Raw genomic sequence first — 15634 nt, 5'->3', positions numbered from 1 at the left:
CTATTTTCGATACAGACATGGCATCGACACAGCATGGCATCGGCGCAGGTGTGACGTAAAAACAGCCATCCTGAGGATGGCTGCGGCGTTATAACCTGAGGCAGGCATAAGAAACAGAAATCAGAAGCGGGTATCGACTAAGTGAGTGACGCAATCTGTGTCGTCAGCCACACAGATATAACGCCATTTGTCGAAGGTCAGGCAGGGGTGTGAGGTCGAGAACACCAGAATATCTCCGACTTTCAGATCGCAATCGGCTGGCACATTGACAAAGGTATGCTGATCCATGATCGCGGTGGCTTCCAGTCCCTGCACATTCAGCGGCTGGCCGTCGCGGAATCCGCGCTCGACAAGGGGCAGCCCGGCATCAAAAGCCACATCCCGTTTACCCATGCCGATCACAGCTTTGCAGGCTTCAGGCACAGACAATACATAGGCCCACAGTTCAAGGGCAGACTCCAGATCGCCGCCCAGTTCACAGGCGTAGCCCTGATTGTGTTTTGCCCGGGACATGACCTGCTGCTGAGCATCCTGATAAATACCTGTGTCGTGGATCAGATAACAACCCGGACGTATGATGGCATTTAAGTGCGAATGGGATGAAAATTCATCTGCCACAATGTCGTACCAGGCAGAACCTGCCCCTGTGACAATCGGGCTGTCGACTGTGATCAGTTTTTTCTCGGCCAGTTGCTCGACCAGCATCACGGCATCGCGCAGAAATAACCGGATCTTATCTTCAGCATCCGCGCCGTGGATTACACCTTCGTAAACCTCCAGCCCGTGCAAAGTCAGACCTTTGGCGGCTTGAATGAAACCGGCCAGTGTCTCCACTTCTTCGTGATTACGGCACCCGCACCGCCCGCCAGGTACACCGTATTCAATCAGCACATTCAGCGTGAGAGACGCATCTGAAAAGAAGTGGCTCAGCTGAGCGGCGTTTTCACAGGAGTCGACACAGCAATAGAATTGTGCGCCGTGCTGGCGCATCAGCCGGGCAATCAGTGCCATGTTGGCTTTGCCGACTAACTGATTGGCCATCAGAATATGTCTGGCGCCCGCCATTGCCGCTGTCTCGGCCTGAGCGGGAGTGGCTACAGTAATTCCCCAGGCACCGGCTTCCAGCTGCTCTGAAAACAGCGCCGGTGTCATTGTGGTTTTACCGTGCGGCGACAATTTCACCTGATGATGATTGGCGAACTGCTGCATCCAGTTCAGGTTATTGTGGATAGCCGATTTCCGGATCACGGCAGCAGGAAGGCAGATTTCCTCGTTAATCAGGCTGTATTGACCGTCACTTTTTTCATCTACCCACACACCTTTGGTGCCTGCAGGAAAGTTTTTGTGATCGAATTCTTGGTATTTACTAACATGCTTTTTGTTTGCTTGAGGCATTGGTTATTCTCCTAACATAGCCTTTAGGCCTTGCCACGTATGGCTTGTGGCGTGTTGATAGTATCCCTGATGTTAGAAACTATCAAACAATGCGAGATGAATTGTGCGGTTTCTCACTGTTTGTTACCGCCCGTCTTACTAGTATTCACCCCATAGAGGAAAGGCAGCCGTGACCATTGAAGTGGACATAGTGTCCAGAATTACAGAGTGCTTCCCTCAATTAAGAGAAGCAGAAAAAAAAGTCGCCCGCCTGGTGATGGACGATTTAAGTGGTGCAGCGTCTGCCAGCATCACAGAGCTGGCTGAAGAAGCCGGCGTCAGTGAAGCCACTATCACCCGCTTTGCCAAAGCGGTGGGCTGTAAAAATGTGCGCGACCTGAAAATGAAGTTGGCCCAGTCACTGGCGGTAGGACAGAGATTCATCCATGAGAGCCCGGATGAATCGGGGATCCAGGGGGTGTATGAGTCGATTAAGAACGTCATCAACATCAACCGCAAAATAGTGAACGAGGCGGATGTCGCCCGAGCCGTTGAAATGCTGCTTAATGCCCGTCAGGTGTTGTCAATCGGGATGGGGGGCGGCTCTACCATCCTGTCTCAGGAGCTGCAGTTTCGCTTGTTCCGCATTGGCTTTGCCGTCAGTGCTTACAACGATGGTCTGTTAGCCAGGATGGTGGCTTCAACGGCCGACAGCAAAGATGTGATGGTAGCACTGTCAGTCACAGGTTATACGGCTGAAGTGGTTGAACCGGCGTCTATTGCCAAGCAGTACGGGCTGAAGGTGATCGCCATAACCGCACCGGATTCACCGCTGGCAAAGGTCAGTGATGTGGTGCTGCCGCTGGTCACGGATGAAACCGACTTCATTTATAAGCCCTCGGCCTCGCGGTACGCCATGATGGCACTGATTGATGTGCTGTCGACTGAACTGGCACTGAGCCAGAAGCGTCGCTCCCGCGACAGGCTGCGCCGGCTGAAACTGGCGTTAGACAGCCACAGGGGCGGCGATGATCGCCAGCCGTTGGGAGACTAGCCCGCCAGCCTGATGTATCCCGGCATGGTGGTATCCAAGCATACAAAGAGAAGGAAAACGCATGCATTTTGAGACCGCATTCCGCCATGTCACCATTGTTGATGGCACAGGTGCCGAGGCGTATCAGGCTGATCTGGCCATCAAGGATGGCCGCATTGCCGCCATTGGTGATCTGGCTGGGTGTGAGGCAACTCAGATCATTGATGGTCAGCATCTGGCCCTGTCTCCGGGTTTCATTGATGTCCATACCCATGACGACACCAATGTCATTCGTTTTCCCGACTGCCAGCCGAAGATCAGCCAGGGTGTCACCACTGTGATTGTCGGTAACTGTGGTATCAGTGCTTCTCCTGCGACTCTGGCCGGGGATCCGCCAGATCCCATGAACCTGTTGGGCAAACAACAGGACTTCAAGTACCCGACATTTGCCGCTTACGCAGACGCCGTACGTCAGGCGCAGCCGGCGGTCAATGTCGCGGCGCTGGTCGGCCATACCACTTTGCGTAATAACGTGATGGATGACTTGTACCGTGCTGCCAGCAAGCAGGAAATCTCTGCAATGAAAGCGCAGTTAAAGCAGGCGATGGCAGACGGTGCGTTAGGGTTGAGCTCCGGTCTGGCTTATGCCTCGGCTAAACAGGCGCCAACGCAGGAAGTGATGGCGCTGGCGGAAGAACTGGCGGCATTCGGTGGTATCTATACCACCCACATGCGCACTGAGTTTGAACAGATCCTTGATGCCATGGATGAAGCGTTTCGTACCGGCCAGCACGCCAAAGTGCCTGTGGTGATTTCTCATCTTAAATGTGCCGGTGCCGGCAACTGGGGACGGACGGTCGAAGTGCTGGAGCGAATGGAATCGGCCGCTCAGCGCCAGGATGTTGCCTGCGATTGCTATCCGTATTCCGCCAGTTCATCAACTCTGGATCTGAATCAGGTCACAGACGACATCGACATCTTTATCACCTGGACTGAAAAGCACCCGCAATACGCGGGCACCATGCTTAAAGACATTGCCAATGACATGGGCCTGCCGCTGATGGAGGCGGCCAAAGCCCTGCAACCTGCCGGTGCCGTGTATCACTGTATGGATGAAGCCGATGTTGAGCGTGTACTGAAGTATCGCCTGACCATGGTGGGTTCAGACGGTCTGCCCAATGATCCGCACCCGCATCCGCGGTTGTGGGGCGCATTCCCCCGCGTGCTGGGTTATTACAGCAGAGAGCGCAAGCTGTTCTCTCTTGAGCAGGCGGTACACAAAATGACGGGCATGTCGGCAAAGCGTTTCGGCCTGCAAGACCGCGGCGTGATTGCGCAAGGCGCGCATGCTGATCTGGTGCTGTTTAACCCGGACACCATTAAGGATGCGGCCAGTTTCGAAAACCCGATTGCCGCCGCAGAAGGCATTGAGCTGGTGATGGTGAACGGACAGATAAGTTACCGGCAGGGCCGGGTCAGCCCGCAACGTCATGGTCGTTTTCTGACCAGACAACAATCCTGACTCACACCGAATTTTTAGCAGTGAACATTATTGGAGAAGAAATATGGCGATTATTCGTTATGGCGTAGAAGGCGGAACAGGAACCGGCGGTCAGCATTTGCCTTTTGCACGTGCAACTCAGGCGGGCGGATTTTTGTATGTGTCCGGGCAGACGCCGATGACAGACGGCGAAGTGGTTGAAGGCGGCATTGTTGATCAGTCGCGTCTGGCGATTCAGAACTGTGTCGATATCATGGCTGAAGCCGGTTACGGCCTGGAAGATGTGGTGCATGTGAAAGTGGTGCTGACCGATTCACGCTATTTCCAGTCTTTCAATAAAGTCTTCAAAGAGTTTTTTGGCGAGCATCCGCCGGCGCGTATCTGCATGGTGTGCGATCTGGTTGTCGATGTGAAAGTCGAAGTGGATGTGACTTGCTACCGTGAAGATCGCCGTTAATTGGCTGAGCTTTATCGGAAACGCTGAAGCCTGAAATATCGCAAAAACAATCACTCTGAGCTGGAATATATCAGACAGAGACAAAGAAAAAGGGCTGGCAATGCACCAGCCCGTAAAAAGCAAATTACTGAAATGAAAGCTCAATTCAGTAATACATGGGATAACCAAGCAGGTTTATCCCCAAGCAAATAAAAGCAATGACGGATTATAAGAGGTATGGAATGAACAGTACACTCTTTCTCACCGGATTCGGTGCATATGTGGTGTTTATGATCTGGTTGGGATGGTTTGTGTCCCGCTCGCAGAAATCGGGTGAAGATTTCCTGCTGGGCGGACGCGGTCTTCCTTTATTCCTGATGTTAGGGACAACAGTGGCGACTATGGTCGGTACCGGTTCCAGTATGGGGGCAGTGGGTTTCGGCTATAACAATGGCTGGGCCGGTGCGCTTTACGGTATTGGTGGTGCGTTGGGTATCCTGCTGCTCGCCTGGTGGTTTGCGCCGGTGCGTAAGCTGAACTTCATGACCATGAGCGAAGAACTGGCTTATTACGTGGGCGCTAACAAAGCGGTCAAAAACGTGGTCGGATTGCTGATCTTCATCGCTTGTATCGGCTGGCTCGGCGCCCATATTCTGGGTGGTGGTCTGTATCTGGCCTGGATTGCCGATATCGACCTGAACACCGCCAAAATCATTATCGCTGCTGCCTTTACAATTTATGTGGTGATAGGTGGGTATACCGCTGTGGTATGGACAGATACCATTCAGGCCGTCATTCTGTTTGCCGGTTTTATCCTGATGGCGGTGCTGTCAGTCAATCAAATCGGTGGGCTGGAAAATCTGTACGCAGCCATGGATCCTGCCGCTGTCAGCCTGTTGGGTATTGATAAACTGGGCGGTCTGCCTGCACTGTCTCTGGCCACTGTGGTGGGTGTGGGTATCTTAGCCACGCCGTCCTTCCGCCAGCGTATTTACTCCGGCAAGAATGTGTCTACCATCCGGCGCTCTTTCGTGATGTCCGGTGTGCTGTATCTGTTTTTCTCTATCATTCCGGCCATCATTGGTATGTCAGCCCATGCGATCAATCCCGAGCTGAATAACGCCAATTATGCCTTCCCGTACATTGCAGCAACGGTATTGCCAGTCGGTATTGGCATGGTCGTGCTGATTGCCGGTCTGTCAGCCACTATGTCCAGCGCCAGCTCGGATGCCATCGCCGGGGTGTCTATCTTGCTGCGCGATGTCTTCATCCTGTTCACCGGCAAAGTGCCTTCCAAAGACAAAATGGTGCTGTACTCACGCCTGTCGCTGGTGATCGTGATTGGCATGGCGCTGCTGTTTGCCCTGACCTCCAATGACATTATCGGCTATATCACCAAAATGATTTCGACCGTGATGTCAGGCATGTTTGTCTGCGGCATGCTGGGACGCTTCTGGCAACGTTACACCTGGCAAGGCGCGCTGGCGACACTGGCCGGTGCATCGGCGGCCTCCTTTGCCATTATCCTGAATGCCGAGTGGGGCGCTTACTGGGGCAACCCCTGTATCCCTTCTGTGATCACAGCGCTGGCCGCCGGTGTTGTCGTCAGCCTGGTCACACCTGCCAACAAGGTAACGCCAGCTCAGGCGAAAGCCATTCTGGATGCAGAACGTGAAGCGATGGAAAACACTGTTCAGAAGGACATCGGTACTCAAGCAGCTTGTGCGAAATAATTAGCTGAAACTTGTAAAAATGCAGGTCTTTGTGATGAACCAAGGCCTGCATCATGAATTAGGCTTTAATTAGAAGCGGTTAACCTGTGCTGTTGGTGTCGGTAAGCAGTCCTCAACGCAGAAGGTTTGCTGGCTCTAGTGTTCAATCTCATTGAAGGGTACCAGTGTGAAAATCGCATTTTTTGGTGAATGTATGGTCGAGTTAAGCGGCCAGCCACTGCGTCGTACGTTTGGGGGAGACACCTTAAATACGGCGCTGTATCTGTCGCGTTTAGGGCGTTCCCGCCGACTGGATGTCAGCTATGCGACAGCGCTCGGAAAAGACAATATCAGTCAGGATATGTTGTCTGCCTGGCAGGAAGAATATATAGATACGCGGCTGGTGCGACGTCTGGAAGACAAGTTACCCGGTTTGTATCTGGTTGAAACCGAACCTAATGGCGAGCGTCATTTTCATTACTGGCGCAATGACAGTGCGGCGAAGTTTTATTTCGCCTCAGACGTGACGCCATTGGAAAAGTCAATTGTAAACAAAGAGTTTGATGTGTTTTATATCAGTGGTATCAGTCTGGCCATTCTGGCTGAAGAAGCCAAAGCCATTCTGATCACCTTACTGGAAAAGCACAAAGCCAACGGTGGCAAAGTCGTCTTCGATAATAACTTCCGTCCGCAACTGTGGACGGCGAAACAGGCACAATACTGGTACAAACAGGTGCTGCCATTTGTTGATATTGCTCTGATCACAGAAGACGACGATCACAAAGTGTGGGGCCAGAGTGACGTGATCGAACGGTGCCGCGATCTGGGCTGCCATGAGGTGGTTATCAAACGCGGCGCTGCACCCTGCGTGGTGGTGACCGGTTTGCAAAACCATCAATCCGAAGCCTGCGAAGTAGCGGCCAATCCGGTCGGCAATGTGGTGGATACCTGTGCTGCCGGCGACTCATTCGCTGCTGGATACCTGGCGGGACGCTTAAGCGGGCAAGCCGCCAGTGTTGCCGCTGAGCTGGGCCATCAACTGGCCGCAATCGTTATTCAACACCCAGGCGCGATTATTCCGTCTGAAGCTATGACAGACATTATGTAAGGAGCTAGAAGTTAATGTCTCAATCCCTGATTGAAAAACTGAAACAATTTAAAGTCATTCCTGTTATTCAGATCAACAGTGTTGAACAGGCCGTTCCTCTGGCGAAAACCCTGGTTGAAAATGGCCTGCCTGTCGCCGAAGTGACTTTCCGTACCGACGCTGCGGCGGAAGCGATCCGTCTGATGCATGAAGCGTATCCGTCGCTGTGTATTGGTGCCGGCACTGTGCTGAATGCCGAGCAGGTTGATCGCGCACAAGCTGCCGGTGCAGAGTTTATTGTTGCACCGGGCCTGAACCCGAACACGGTTCGCTATTGTCAGGAAAAAGGCATTGCTGTGGTGCCGGGCGTGAATAACCCAAGCCAGATTGAACAGGCGCTGGAGCTGGGTCTGAACTTTCTGAAATTCTTCCCGGCAGAAGCGTCTGGTGGTATCAACATGGTGAAATCCCTGCTGGCACCTTATGTTGATGTCAGCCTGATGCCAACCGGCGGCATCAGCAAAGCGAACGTTCGTGATTATCTGGCTGTTGATCGTGTGCTTTGTTGCGGCGGGACCTGGATGGTGTCACCGGCACTGATCGACAATGGCGACTGGGATGAGATCGGTCGTCTGGTGCGCGAAGCCGTCGAGCTGGTTCGCGACTAAGTTGCGACTTTCATTCTTGTTTGAGTTGTGTGCCACTCCGTGAACGGGGTGGCATTTTTTGTTATGTTGCCGAACCTGATGAATCGAAGCGGCACTGTGTCAGATGCCCTTTGGTATCAAACACCAGGGCTAAGTTATCTGTCCGATTCTGGGAGAACTGAGCCATACAAGTGTTTTTGGCCAATTGTGTCTGGCTGTGTTCGCCAGTACTGATGACCACATCAACGCCCTGAATGGCTTGCAGCAAGACAGGTGAAACGCTGGCCGGATACTGGCTTAATAACACGATGTTTTTGATACCTTTGACTTGCAGACGGTCGACGCTGTTGCGCAGTAACTCAAGATCCTGTTCCTGCAAGCTGTCAGTTTGATCATGATACGGATTGATTAACGCCAGATACGCCACCTGCGTATTGCCATACCAGCGAATCAGCGCGTCCGCCCGGCCTTTATAGCGGTTATAGGCATAAACACCTGTCTCACTCTGCTTCAGCCCAAAATCAATGTTGCTCGCCAATACCGGATAATTCGCCTGTGGCAGCAGGTTCACCGAATCTTTGTATTCCCGTACTTCAGAAGTAATGGCTGTGATATAGGAAAACGGCTGACGTTCCACATTCGGATTTTGCGCAGAATAAAAGGTGATGCCATCACGGCTGGGCAGGGTGACATGATCAAGATCAGCCTGACTTGGCGAAGGCGGCAACTGAGTCAGAAAGCGAACCTGCAGATGAGCGCTATCCTGCAGGCTGGGCGTGCAGCCTGCCAGCAAGGAACCCATCAGAAGAAAAAGGCAAAGGATGAAACGGCGCATAACAATATCGGAATGTGATCTGGGTCGCTATTTTCTGCTTTTTGCAAGGAAATGACAAGAGGCCAGGTGACATGGTGTAAGAGCGGGTGGCAGTAAAATCGGTAAATTGAAAAAAGTCGGGTGGCTGTTTTCATCAGCAGAGGGGGCTAACTCCCTCTTATAGCGCTGAAAACCCAACAAACGCTCATACCGTAACGGGCAAAAAACGAGAAGAAAGACAGGTTTTGAACGCAAAATAATCACTCAGTTCAAAATGATGAATTTTGCAGTTGACTCGATCTCTCCATTGCGTAGAATGCATCCCGTACCGCAACGGAGGCTAACGACGAAGCGGTCATGGTAATAAACGATAACCGAATCGGTTCATCAGTTTAAGGCGCGTTGGCAGAGTGGCTATGCAGCGGATTGCAAATCCGTGTACCTCGGTTCGACTCCGGGACGCGCCTCCATTTGCGACACTAGCTCAGTTGGTAGAGCGCAACCTTGCCAAGGTTGAGGTCACGAGTTCGAACCTCGTGTGTCGCTCCAAATTTTATAGTAACGGCAAGCTGCCGGTACTAAAGATGGTGTCTAACCCATCGCAATCCAGAATTGCGTGCCCTGGTGGTGAAATTGGTAGACACAAGGGATTTAAAATCCCTCGACGTTCGCGTTGTGCCGGTTCAAGTCCGGCCCGGGGCACCATCAAAATCAACGGCTTACAGGCTAACGCTTGTAAGCCGTTTTTCTTTTCCGAATATAAATCAGTCTTTCTGCTTGGGCTCCTTATCAGCAATGCTTACCTCTGCTGTAAGCTAGCTGATGAACATCCAATAAGTTAATTCGTTTGAGATAGGTAGCGATTCTCACACCAATGCAGTTGAGTGCTTTACATGGTTTATTTTCACGATTATAGTTATTTTCATGAATCATGAAATATTTGATAATCGTGAAAGTGGTCAGGTTTATGAAAAGTGTTGAAATCACCATTGATCAAATTTTAAAGCAACTTCCTGAAAGTTGGGAACCACAGTACACGGCATATTCTTACGATGACATAGACGGCACGTTAACACTCAAATTTGGTGATAATACGCGATATTTTCCTGTGAAGATCAAGCAGGTACATCGTAAAGAGTCACTGTATACCTACTCCGAACAGTCTGCTCAAACGGGGATGTTGATTACCAATACTTTGTCTCAATTTCTCAAAGGCGAATGCGATAAGTTAGGTATTAACTATATCGATGGCAGTGGGAGCGTAAGGATCGTTCAAGATAATCTATACGTATTGATCGAGAGACTAGGTAACAAAGCTGAGGTATCAACGCATAGCAATACCATGAGTATTGGAATCGTAAAGTGTGTATTTGCGCTGTACTCTGAACCAAACCTCTTGTACGCAACGTATCAGGAAATTGCGTTAAAGGCAGGGGTTTCTTTAGGCATGGTCAACAAGGCAATACAGTATTTAATAAACAACCGGTACATGCCACAGGCCAAAAAGTCACGCCGTTTGCTCGATGTTGACCAGTTATTGTATGAATGGCTAATTAGTTACCGAAAAACGATTATTCCTAAGAGAGTCACCATTCCATATCCACCGCCTTCAAGTTGGAATGAAATCACATTGAAAGATAGCCAGTTATGGGGAGGAGAAGTTGCGGCTTTGCAACTTACTGAGTACCTAAATCCTCAAGAGTTGTTGTTATATAGCTCAGAAGCGATGCAAAGGTATCCATTAGGTACGAAGGATTCACCAATGCTGTATGTGACTAAACCTTTTTGGGGAAATGAGCTTGAGATAAGCGAGAAAGGTCATGCGTTGTTAACCATCGGAGACTTGCTAGCTTCACATGATGGCAGAAACCGAGAAGTTGCGGAGTTAATCAATGAACGATATTTACGAATTAAAGTACTCCCTCAATAATGATTTTTTAAAAGCTTTGTCCACTGTCGTTAAAGCAGCGGATGCTTTGAGTATCCCTTACTTTATTGCTGGTGCTACAGCCAGAGATATTGTATTGCACGGCATTTTTGGTCACACACCTGGTCGGGCAACACGAGATATTGATACAGCGATATTTGTTGATAGTTGGTCTCAGTATGAGGAAATGAGAGGAAAGCTAATTGCATCTGGCCTGATTGCAACGGATATTGCACATCGGCTTACCGAACCGCAATCAGGATTGCCTGTAGACATTCTGCCTTTTGGTACGTTGGAAGATTCTGAAAGGCGCATACAGTGGCCACCAAAACATGTTGAAACAATGTCGGTCGTTGGATTCAGTGAAGCATATGAATCCTCTATTCAAGTAAAATACGATGATCTTCTTTTTCATGTAGCCTCGTTACCAGGAATTGCACTAATGAAATTGATAGCCTGGTGGGAGCGGGGTAATGAGAACCCAAAAGATGCCAGTGATTTTTATCTGTTACTCAGTAAATATCAGCTTATCCACATTGATCGGATGTGGGAAGACTACATCCCAAGTGATTTGGGATATAAAGTCGAATTCGTAACAGCATTTCTGCTTGGCTTTGATATGCGTGATATCTTGAAAGAGAAATCTAAGGAAATTCTTATAGACATCCGTGATAACCATCAAGATGGCTTGATCACAGCGATGAGTAAAGGTAATCACGGAATCGATATAGACGGATTAGAAATTGAGCTGAAAGCTTTTTGGCGTGGTTTGTTATAGATAATTTATTGCTCACGATCAATTGATGTAATAATATATACGATATTATTTATTTTTAACTCGAAATAGCCTTAAATCACTTGGTGCAAAAAATCATTAGCCCCCTAAAGTTTCTCCATATCTTACTAATCAGCTATGTTTGACTCCTGTTACCGAAACCCCGATGTTAATTCTTGATAAGTGATTGGCTATTATGATTAAAGTGTCACTAAACCCTTTACTGATAGCCTTGCGCCTCAAGCAAATCGAGAATTTGGTAAGAAAGAATGGCAGAAACGATGCGTCGGATGCATTCAGACATTGCTTCTGGTCTGCCCTTATGGCTCGCGATCTGGGATATATGAATGCGCAGCGATTCACAAATGCTCATGAATCCAGCCCGGATAACCCCTTTATGGAGAAGAAAATGGATCTTCATAACAACGATGTCGGGCTGCGTATCGGAGCAAGAGGTGGAAGTGATAGCTCTCTTTCCAATGCATGTATGGCTGCTCTTCAAGGTGGCGAACTGATGATTATTCAATAGGTAGTTATATGTGGAAAAAAATTTACCTTCTAACGGCAGCACTGGTTCTTTCAGCATGCTCTGAGCAGCAAAGTAATGACGCATTTTTAACCTTAGGTGATCAAGCGTTCAGCCAGAGTGCCTGGAGCGAAGCAGATGAATCAACCAGAGGGACGATGGTTTATTCTTTTCTCAAAGAATATAGCGTTACCGGAATGAAAAGCGAAACCTTGATTGATTTGCTTGGTGAGCCAACCGGGTATCATGAGTACGATCATGATCTGGCTTATTTCATTGGCGGAAATGTTCACAGCCAGTATGGTGAAGGATACTTACTCGTATTTTTCATCAAAAATGGTCTAGTTGATGAGTATCGAACCTTTCCTACGATTGATTAGTTTGCTGACTTCAGTTTTCGGCTTTTTGCTGAAATGACCGCCTTTCCGTCCTGTTACCTTAAGTCCGGTTCGATATAATCAGGACCAGAACATCAAGAAAATAACAAATCTATCAATTTCATGATTTTTATTAAGACATCTCAATTTTAAATGTCACATACCGAGCAGGTTGCTGAAATTGACACATCGCTGTCAAAACAGAGTAACAATGCATTCAAAAGGATAGTGTAGTTTGCCGGTAATGTATTTTTCATCTTCAATTCCTGCGCAGTTTTTCAGCAACGAGATTTGAGGAAAGATATTTTTTCTGACGGAAAAGTGAATTTCAGATTCGGGTTCAAACAGGGAAAGTTTGATACGGCTCTGAGAGAGTGGTCAACCTGTCAGAATCACAGTCTATAGCGTGAAATTAACAGCAACAAAAGTGAGAAATAAGCCTGTTTTCTGACAATGCCCGATGGTGTTGTGAATTATTCATATTCACGACTTCATGTTTCAATTCATCCTTATTGGGGAAAGTCATTGTCGGCAAAGAAAGGGGATGATAAATTCCAGAAACCTTGTTTAACGTTTCCTTATATACGGTCGCAAGATGTGACTGGTTTCCTGAAATAAATTTAAATTGATAACTCTATAAATTAGTTGGTATGCATGACCATTCAAGAAATGATCTCGATATTGCTCTCTTTTCCAACGAATGTCTTTTTCGTTCCTTTTGTCATCTTTTTGGTCATCATGCTGGTGGATCTGGTATTCAACATTGTTGAAAGTGTCGCACCGGATGTTGATCTGTTTGATGCAGAGAATATTCCGGGTGCGGGTTTGATTCTGCCGCCGATTCTGTCGAAAGTGCCATTAATGGTGGCCTTGTGTGTCAGTTTCTTTGTCGGAACCATTGTCTCTTTTTATCTGGTGCAAGCGCTGAATGCAGTCTCAGAAGCCGGTTGGATGATGGTTGTCGAAGTCGTGTCGATTCCATTTACGGCTTATCTGGCTCTTTTCATTGCTGCATGGTTGCTCAAACCTTTGGCACCATTGTTTGATAAAAAGAAAAGCTTTGCCAAGGTTGATTTTATTGGCCTGAAAGGCCGGGTTCACAGCAGTTTGGTGAACCAGAACCGGGGTGAAGTTGTCGTGCAGCATAACGGCAGTGAATTCTTACTTGATGTCCGGGTGATCGAGCCGGAGATATCAATGGAATATGGCGATGAAGTGATCATCGTTTCTCAAGATAAAACAACAAATCATTATATAGTAGCGAAAAATAGCTAAGCATAAGGAGTTGGCTATGCAAATCTCTCCAAGCGTTATCTTTATTAGTGCTGGAGTCGGTATATTTTTACTGATTTTAATTTTTCTCACATCCAGATATAAAAAGGTTCGAGGGGAAGGTGATGCACTGATCGTCAATGGTCTGCATGCCACCCGTGCTTCTCTGACCGGTACCTTTGTCTGGCCGGTCATTAACCAGCACGAATATATGGATATCACGCGTAAGAAGATTTCTGTGATTCGCAGCGGTCGTAAAGATCAGGAAGGCGAAGAGTACGAAGGTCTGCACTGCCGCGATAATATCCGTGCCGACCTGAAAGTGGATTTCTATATCGGTGTTAACCACGAAGAAGAAGATATCGTTCGTGTTGCGAAACTGTTTACTGCTCATGAAGCATCGAATATTGAACGTCTGAAAGAACATTTCCAGCCCAAGTTTTCTGAAGCACTGAAAACGGCCGTCAAACAGTTTGAATTTGAAGAACTGCTGACTAATCGCCGTACTTTCCGTGATGCTGTGGTTGAAGTGATCGGCAGCGAAATGGATGGCTTTAAAATCTATGACGTTGTAATCGATAAAATTGACCAGACGTCTTTGGACGCGCACAGCCCGGACAACATCCTGGACGTTGAAGGTATTCGCAAGATTTCCATGATCACCGCGCATAAGAATACCGAAACCAATGCGATTCGTCAGGACGAGCGCACAACCATCAAGAAGAAAAATGTTGAAGCGGAAGCCAACCGTTTGCAACTGGATAAGCAGGAGCAGGAAAGCATTGCTCGTGCGAAACGTGAAATTGATATTATCAAAGCGCAGGAAGAAGCTTTGTCTTCCGAGAAGCGTGAAGAATATGAACGCGTGACGCAACTGGCGAAACTGGAAACTGAAGAAGAAGTTGCCAAGAAACGCGAAAGTGTTCAGATGGAAGTCGAAATGACGCGCATTACCAATCAGCGTCAGGTGGCAATCCAGCAGGAAGAGCTGAACCGTTCCGTTGAAACCGAGAAAGTCCGTACTGCAACGGAAGTGGCAGAGAAAGAAATGCACAAAGAGACCACAGTGGAAGAATCGCTCAAAGCTGTGGCGGAAATGCGTTCTCAACGTGTTGAAATTGAACGTAAGATTGCTCGCGAAGAGGAAGAAACGGAGAACCTGCGTGTTCACGAACAAGTGAACCGTCAGAAACGTGTCACTCTGACTGAAGCCGAAGCGATTGCAGAAGCGAAACAGCTGGAGCTGCTGGTTGCTGCCCGTGCGGAGAAAGACGCTGCCCGCGAGAAAGCGGAACGTCTGCTGATTGAAAATGACGCTGCGCTGAAGGTTAAGACCCGTGATGCTGAAAACGCACTGGCTGTGAAGACTCGTGAAGCAGAAGCTGACCAGATCGTAGCGACCAAACGTGCTGAAGCTGAATTTATCGCGAAAGAGCGTGAAGCCGCAGCGAAAGAGCGTATGGCGAAAGCTGAGAAAGAAGTGATCAGCTCAACGGGTCTGGCTGAAATTGAAGTGGAACGCGAGCGTGCGCTGGCGATTCGTGAAGTGGGTGAAGCGGAAGCTTTCGCACTGCAGAGTGCGGGCGAAGCGGAAGCGCAGGCACTGCGTGCGAAAGGTCTGGCGGAAGCCGAAGCGCAGACTGCTCGCTTCGAAGCGGCTCAGCAGTACGATGAGCACACACGTGAGCATGATAAGTGGGTGATGAAGCTGCAACAGGATAAAGAGCTGGAAATCGCCCGTATCGACGCGCAGAAATCTGTGGTGGGCGAGAACGCGAAAGCGCTGGCCCAGGCTCTGTCTCAGGCGGACATCAAGCTGTTCGGTGGCGAAGGCATGGAGCAAATCCGTCGTACCATTATGGATGCCGCTTCAATGGATGCGAAGTTTGCCGAGTCTAAAGTACTGAATCCACTGGTTTCTGAATATGTTGAAGGTCTGCGCAGCATGCCTCAGGACATTAAAGACATCCTGGAAAACACAGATCTGAAAAGCAGCGACCTGAGTAACGTGGCGCTGGCCGGTCTGCTGAATTCACAGGGCGGTGCATCAGAATTACTGAAGAAAATTCAAAGTACACTGAGCTCTCACTCAGAAGACAAACTGTAATTTACGTTAATCATCCCACGCTTCCCGCCTCTTAGGAGGCGGGATT

General features: G+C 48.9%; 14 protein-coding genes and 3 tRNA genes. 15 read left to right on the top strand and 2 right to left on the bottom strand.

Features of this window, described 5'->3' with window-relative positions:
* Positions 1 to 120: 120 nt before the first annotated feature.
* Positions 121 to 1395: an amino acid deaminase gene (locus KCG43_RS06885; RefSeq protein ID WP_218384067.1), complete on the bottom strand. Its 1275-nt coding sequence runs from the start codon at positions 1393 to 1395 to the stop codon at positions 121 to 123.
* A 169-nt stretch (positions 1396 to 1564) separates the two neighbouring features.
* Here KCG43_RS06885 and KCG43_RS06880 point away from each other — a divergent pair, with 169 nt between their 5' ends.
* The 6 genes from KCG43_RS06880 to KCG43_RS06855 all read left to right on the top strand — a co-directional run bounded on the left by KCG43_RS06880 (position 1565) and on the right by KCG43_RS06855 (position 7811).
* Entirely contained in the window at positions 1565 to 2428 is an 864-nt protein-coding gene (locus tag KCG43_RS06880) for a MurR/RpiR family transcriptional regulator (protein WP_192014891.1), read from the top strand.
* Positions 2429 to 2489: 61 nt separating this feature from the next.
* The gene (locus tag KCG43_RS06875) at positions 2490 to 3929 is read left to right on the top strand and encodes an amidohydrolase family protein (protein WP_218384066.1); all 1440 of its coding nucleotides are present in this window, start codon (positions 2490 to 2492) and stop codon (positions 3927 to 3929) included.
* Between the two features lie 43 nt (positions 3930 to 3972).
* Positions 3973 to 4365 carry a RidA family protein gene (locus KCG43_RS06870; protein WP_192014893.1) on the top strand — a complete coding sequence of 131 codons (393 nt, stop codon included), beginning with the start codon at positions 3973 to 3975 and terminating at the stop codon, positions 4363 to 4365.
* Between the two features lie 221 nt (positions 4366 to 4586).
* The gene (locus KCG43_RS06865) at positions 4587 to 6077 is read left to right on the top strand and encodes a sodium:solute symporter family protein (RefSeq protein WP_192014894.1); all 1491 of its coding nucleotides are present in this window, start codon (positions 4587 to 4589) and stop codon (positions 6075 to 6077) included.
* A gap of 166 nt (positions 6078 to 6243) precedes the next feature.
* Complete coding sequence (locus tag KCG43_RS06860) at positions 6244 to 7164, top strand: sugar kinase (protein WP_218384065.1); 921 nt, start codon at positions 6244 to 6246, stop codon at positions 7162 to 7164.
* Positions 7165 to 7178: 14 nt separating this feature from the next.
* Positions 7179 to 7811, top strand: a complete 633-nt coding sequence (locus KCG43_RS06855) for a bifunctional 4-hydroxy-2-oxoglutarate aldolase/2-dehydro-3-deoxy-phosphogluconate aldolase (protein ID WP_046219344.1) — start codon at positions 7179 to 7181, stop codon at positions 7809 to 7811.
* A 61-nt stretch (positions 7812 to 7872) separates the two neighbouring features.
* Here KCG43_RS06855 and KCG43_RS06850 read toward each other — a convergent pair whose 3' ends face one another.
* Positions 7873 to 8625: a hypothetical protein gene (locus KCG43_RS06850; protein ID WP_218384064.1), complete on the bottom strand. Its 753-nt coding sequence runs from the start codon at positions 8623 to 8625 to the stop codon at positions 7873 to 7875.
* A gap of 375 nt (positions 8626 to 9000) precedes the next feature.
* On the opposite strand from KCG43_RS06850, the gene KCG43_RS06845 reads away from it, so the two are divergent.
* The 9 genes from KCG43_RS06845 to KCG43_RS06805 all read left to right on the top strand — a co-directional run bounded on the left by KCG43_RS06845 (position 9001) and on the right by KCG43_RS06805 (position 15588).
* Positions 9001 to 9074, top strand: a tRNA-Cys gene (locus KCG43_RS06845).
* A gap of 3 nt (positions 9075 to 9077) precedes the next feature.
* A tRNA-Gly gene (locus KCG43_RS06840) sits at positions 9078 to 9153 on the top strand.
* A 69-nt stretch (positions 9154 to 9222) separates the two neighbouring features.
* A tRNA-Leu gene (locus KCG43_RS06835) sits at positions 9223 to 9309 on the top strand.
* Positions 9310 to 9571: 262 nt separating this feature from the next.
* The gene (locus KCG43_RS06830) at positions 9572 to 10534 is read left to right on the top strand and encodes a type IV toxin-antitoxin system AbiEi family antitoxin (RefSeq protein WP_192014897.1); all 963 of its coding nucleotides are present in this window, start codon (positions 9572 to 9574) and stop codon (positions 10532 to 10534) included.
* On the top strand, positions 10497 to 11309 hold the full coding sequence (locus KCG43_RS06825; RefSeq protein WP_192014898.1) for a nucleotidyl transferase AbiEii/AbiGii toxin family protein: 813 nt from the start codon (positions 10497 to 10499) through the stop codon (positions 11307 to 11309). The genes KCG43_RS06830 and KCG43_RS06825 overlap by 38 nt, the downstream gene beginning before the upstream one ends.
* 193 nt (positions 11310 to 11502) lie before the next feature.
* A complete protein-coding gene (locus KCG43_RS06820; protein ID WP_192014899.1) occupies positions 11503 to 11835 on the top strand; it encodes a hypothetical protein in 333 nt (110 codons plus the stop codon).
* A gap of 8 nt (positions 11836 to 11843) precedes the next feature.
* On the top strand, positions 11844 to 12212 hold the full coding sequence (locus KCG43_RS06815; RefSeq protein WP_218384062.1) for a hypothetical protein: 369 nt from the start codon (positions 11844 to 11846) through the stop codon (positions 12210 to 12212).
* A gap of 651 nt (positions 12213 to 12863) precedes the next feature.
* Positions 12864 to 13484 carry a DUF1449 domain-containing protein gene (locus KCG43_RS06810; protein WP_255557887.1) on the top strand — a complete coding sequence of 207 codons (621 nt, stop codon included), beginning with the start codon at positions 12864 to 12866 and terminating at the stop codon, positions 13482 to 13484.
* A gap of 16 nt (positions 13485 to 13500) precedes the next feature.
* Complete coding sequence (locus KCG43_RS06805; RefSeq protein WP_192014901.1) at positions 13501 to 15588, top strand: peptidase; 2088 nt, start codon at positions 13501 to 13503, stop codon at positions 15586 to 15588.
* Positions 15589 to 15634: the final 46 nt, after the last annotated feature.

Origin of the sequence: Photobacterium sp. WH24 (assembly GCF_019204055.1) — a bacterium.
GTDB lineage: Bacteria > Pseudomonadota > Gammaproteobacteria > Enterobacterales > Vibrionaceae > Photobacterium > Photobacterium arenosum.
This window is presented reverse-complemented; position numbering and strand designations above follow the sequence as displayed.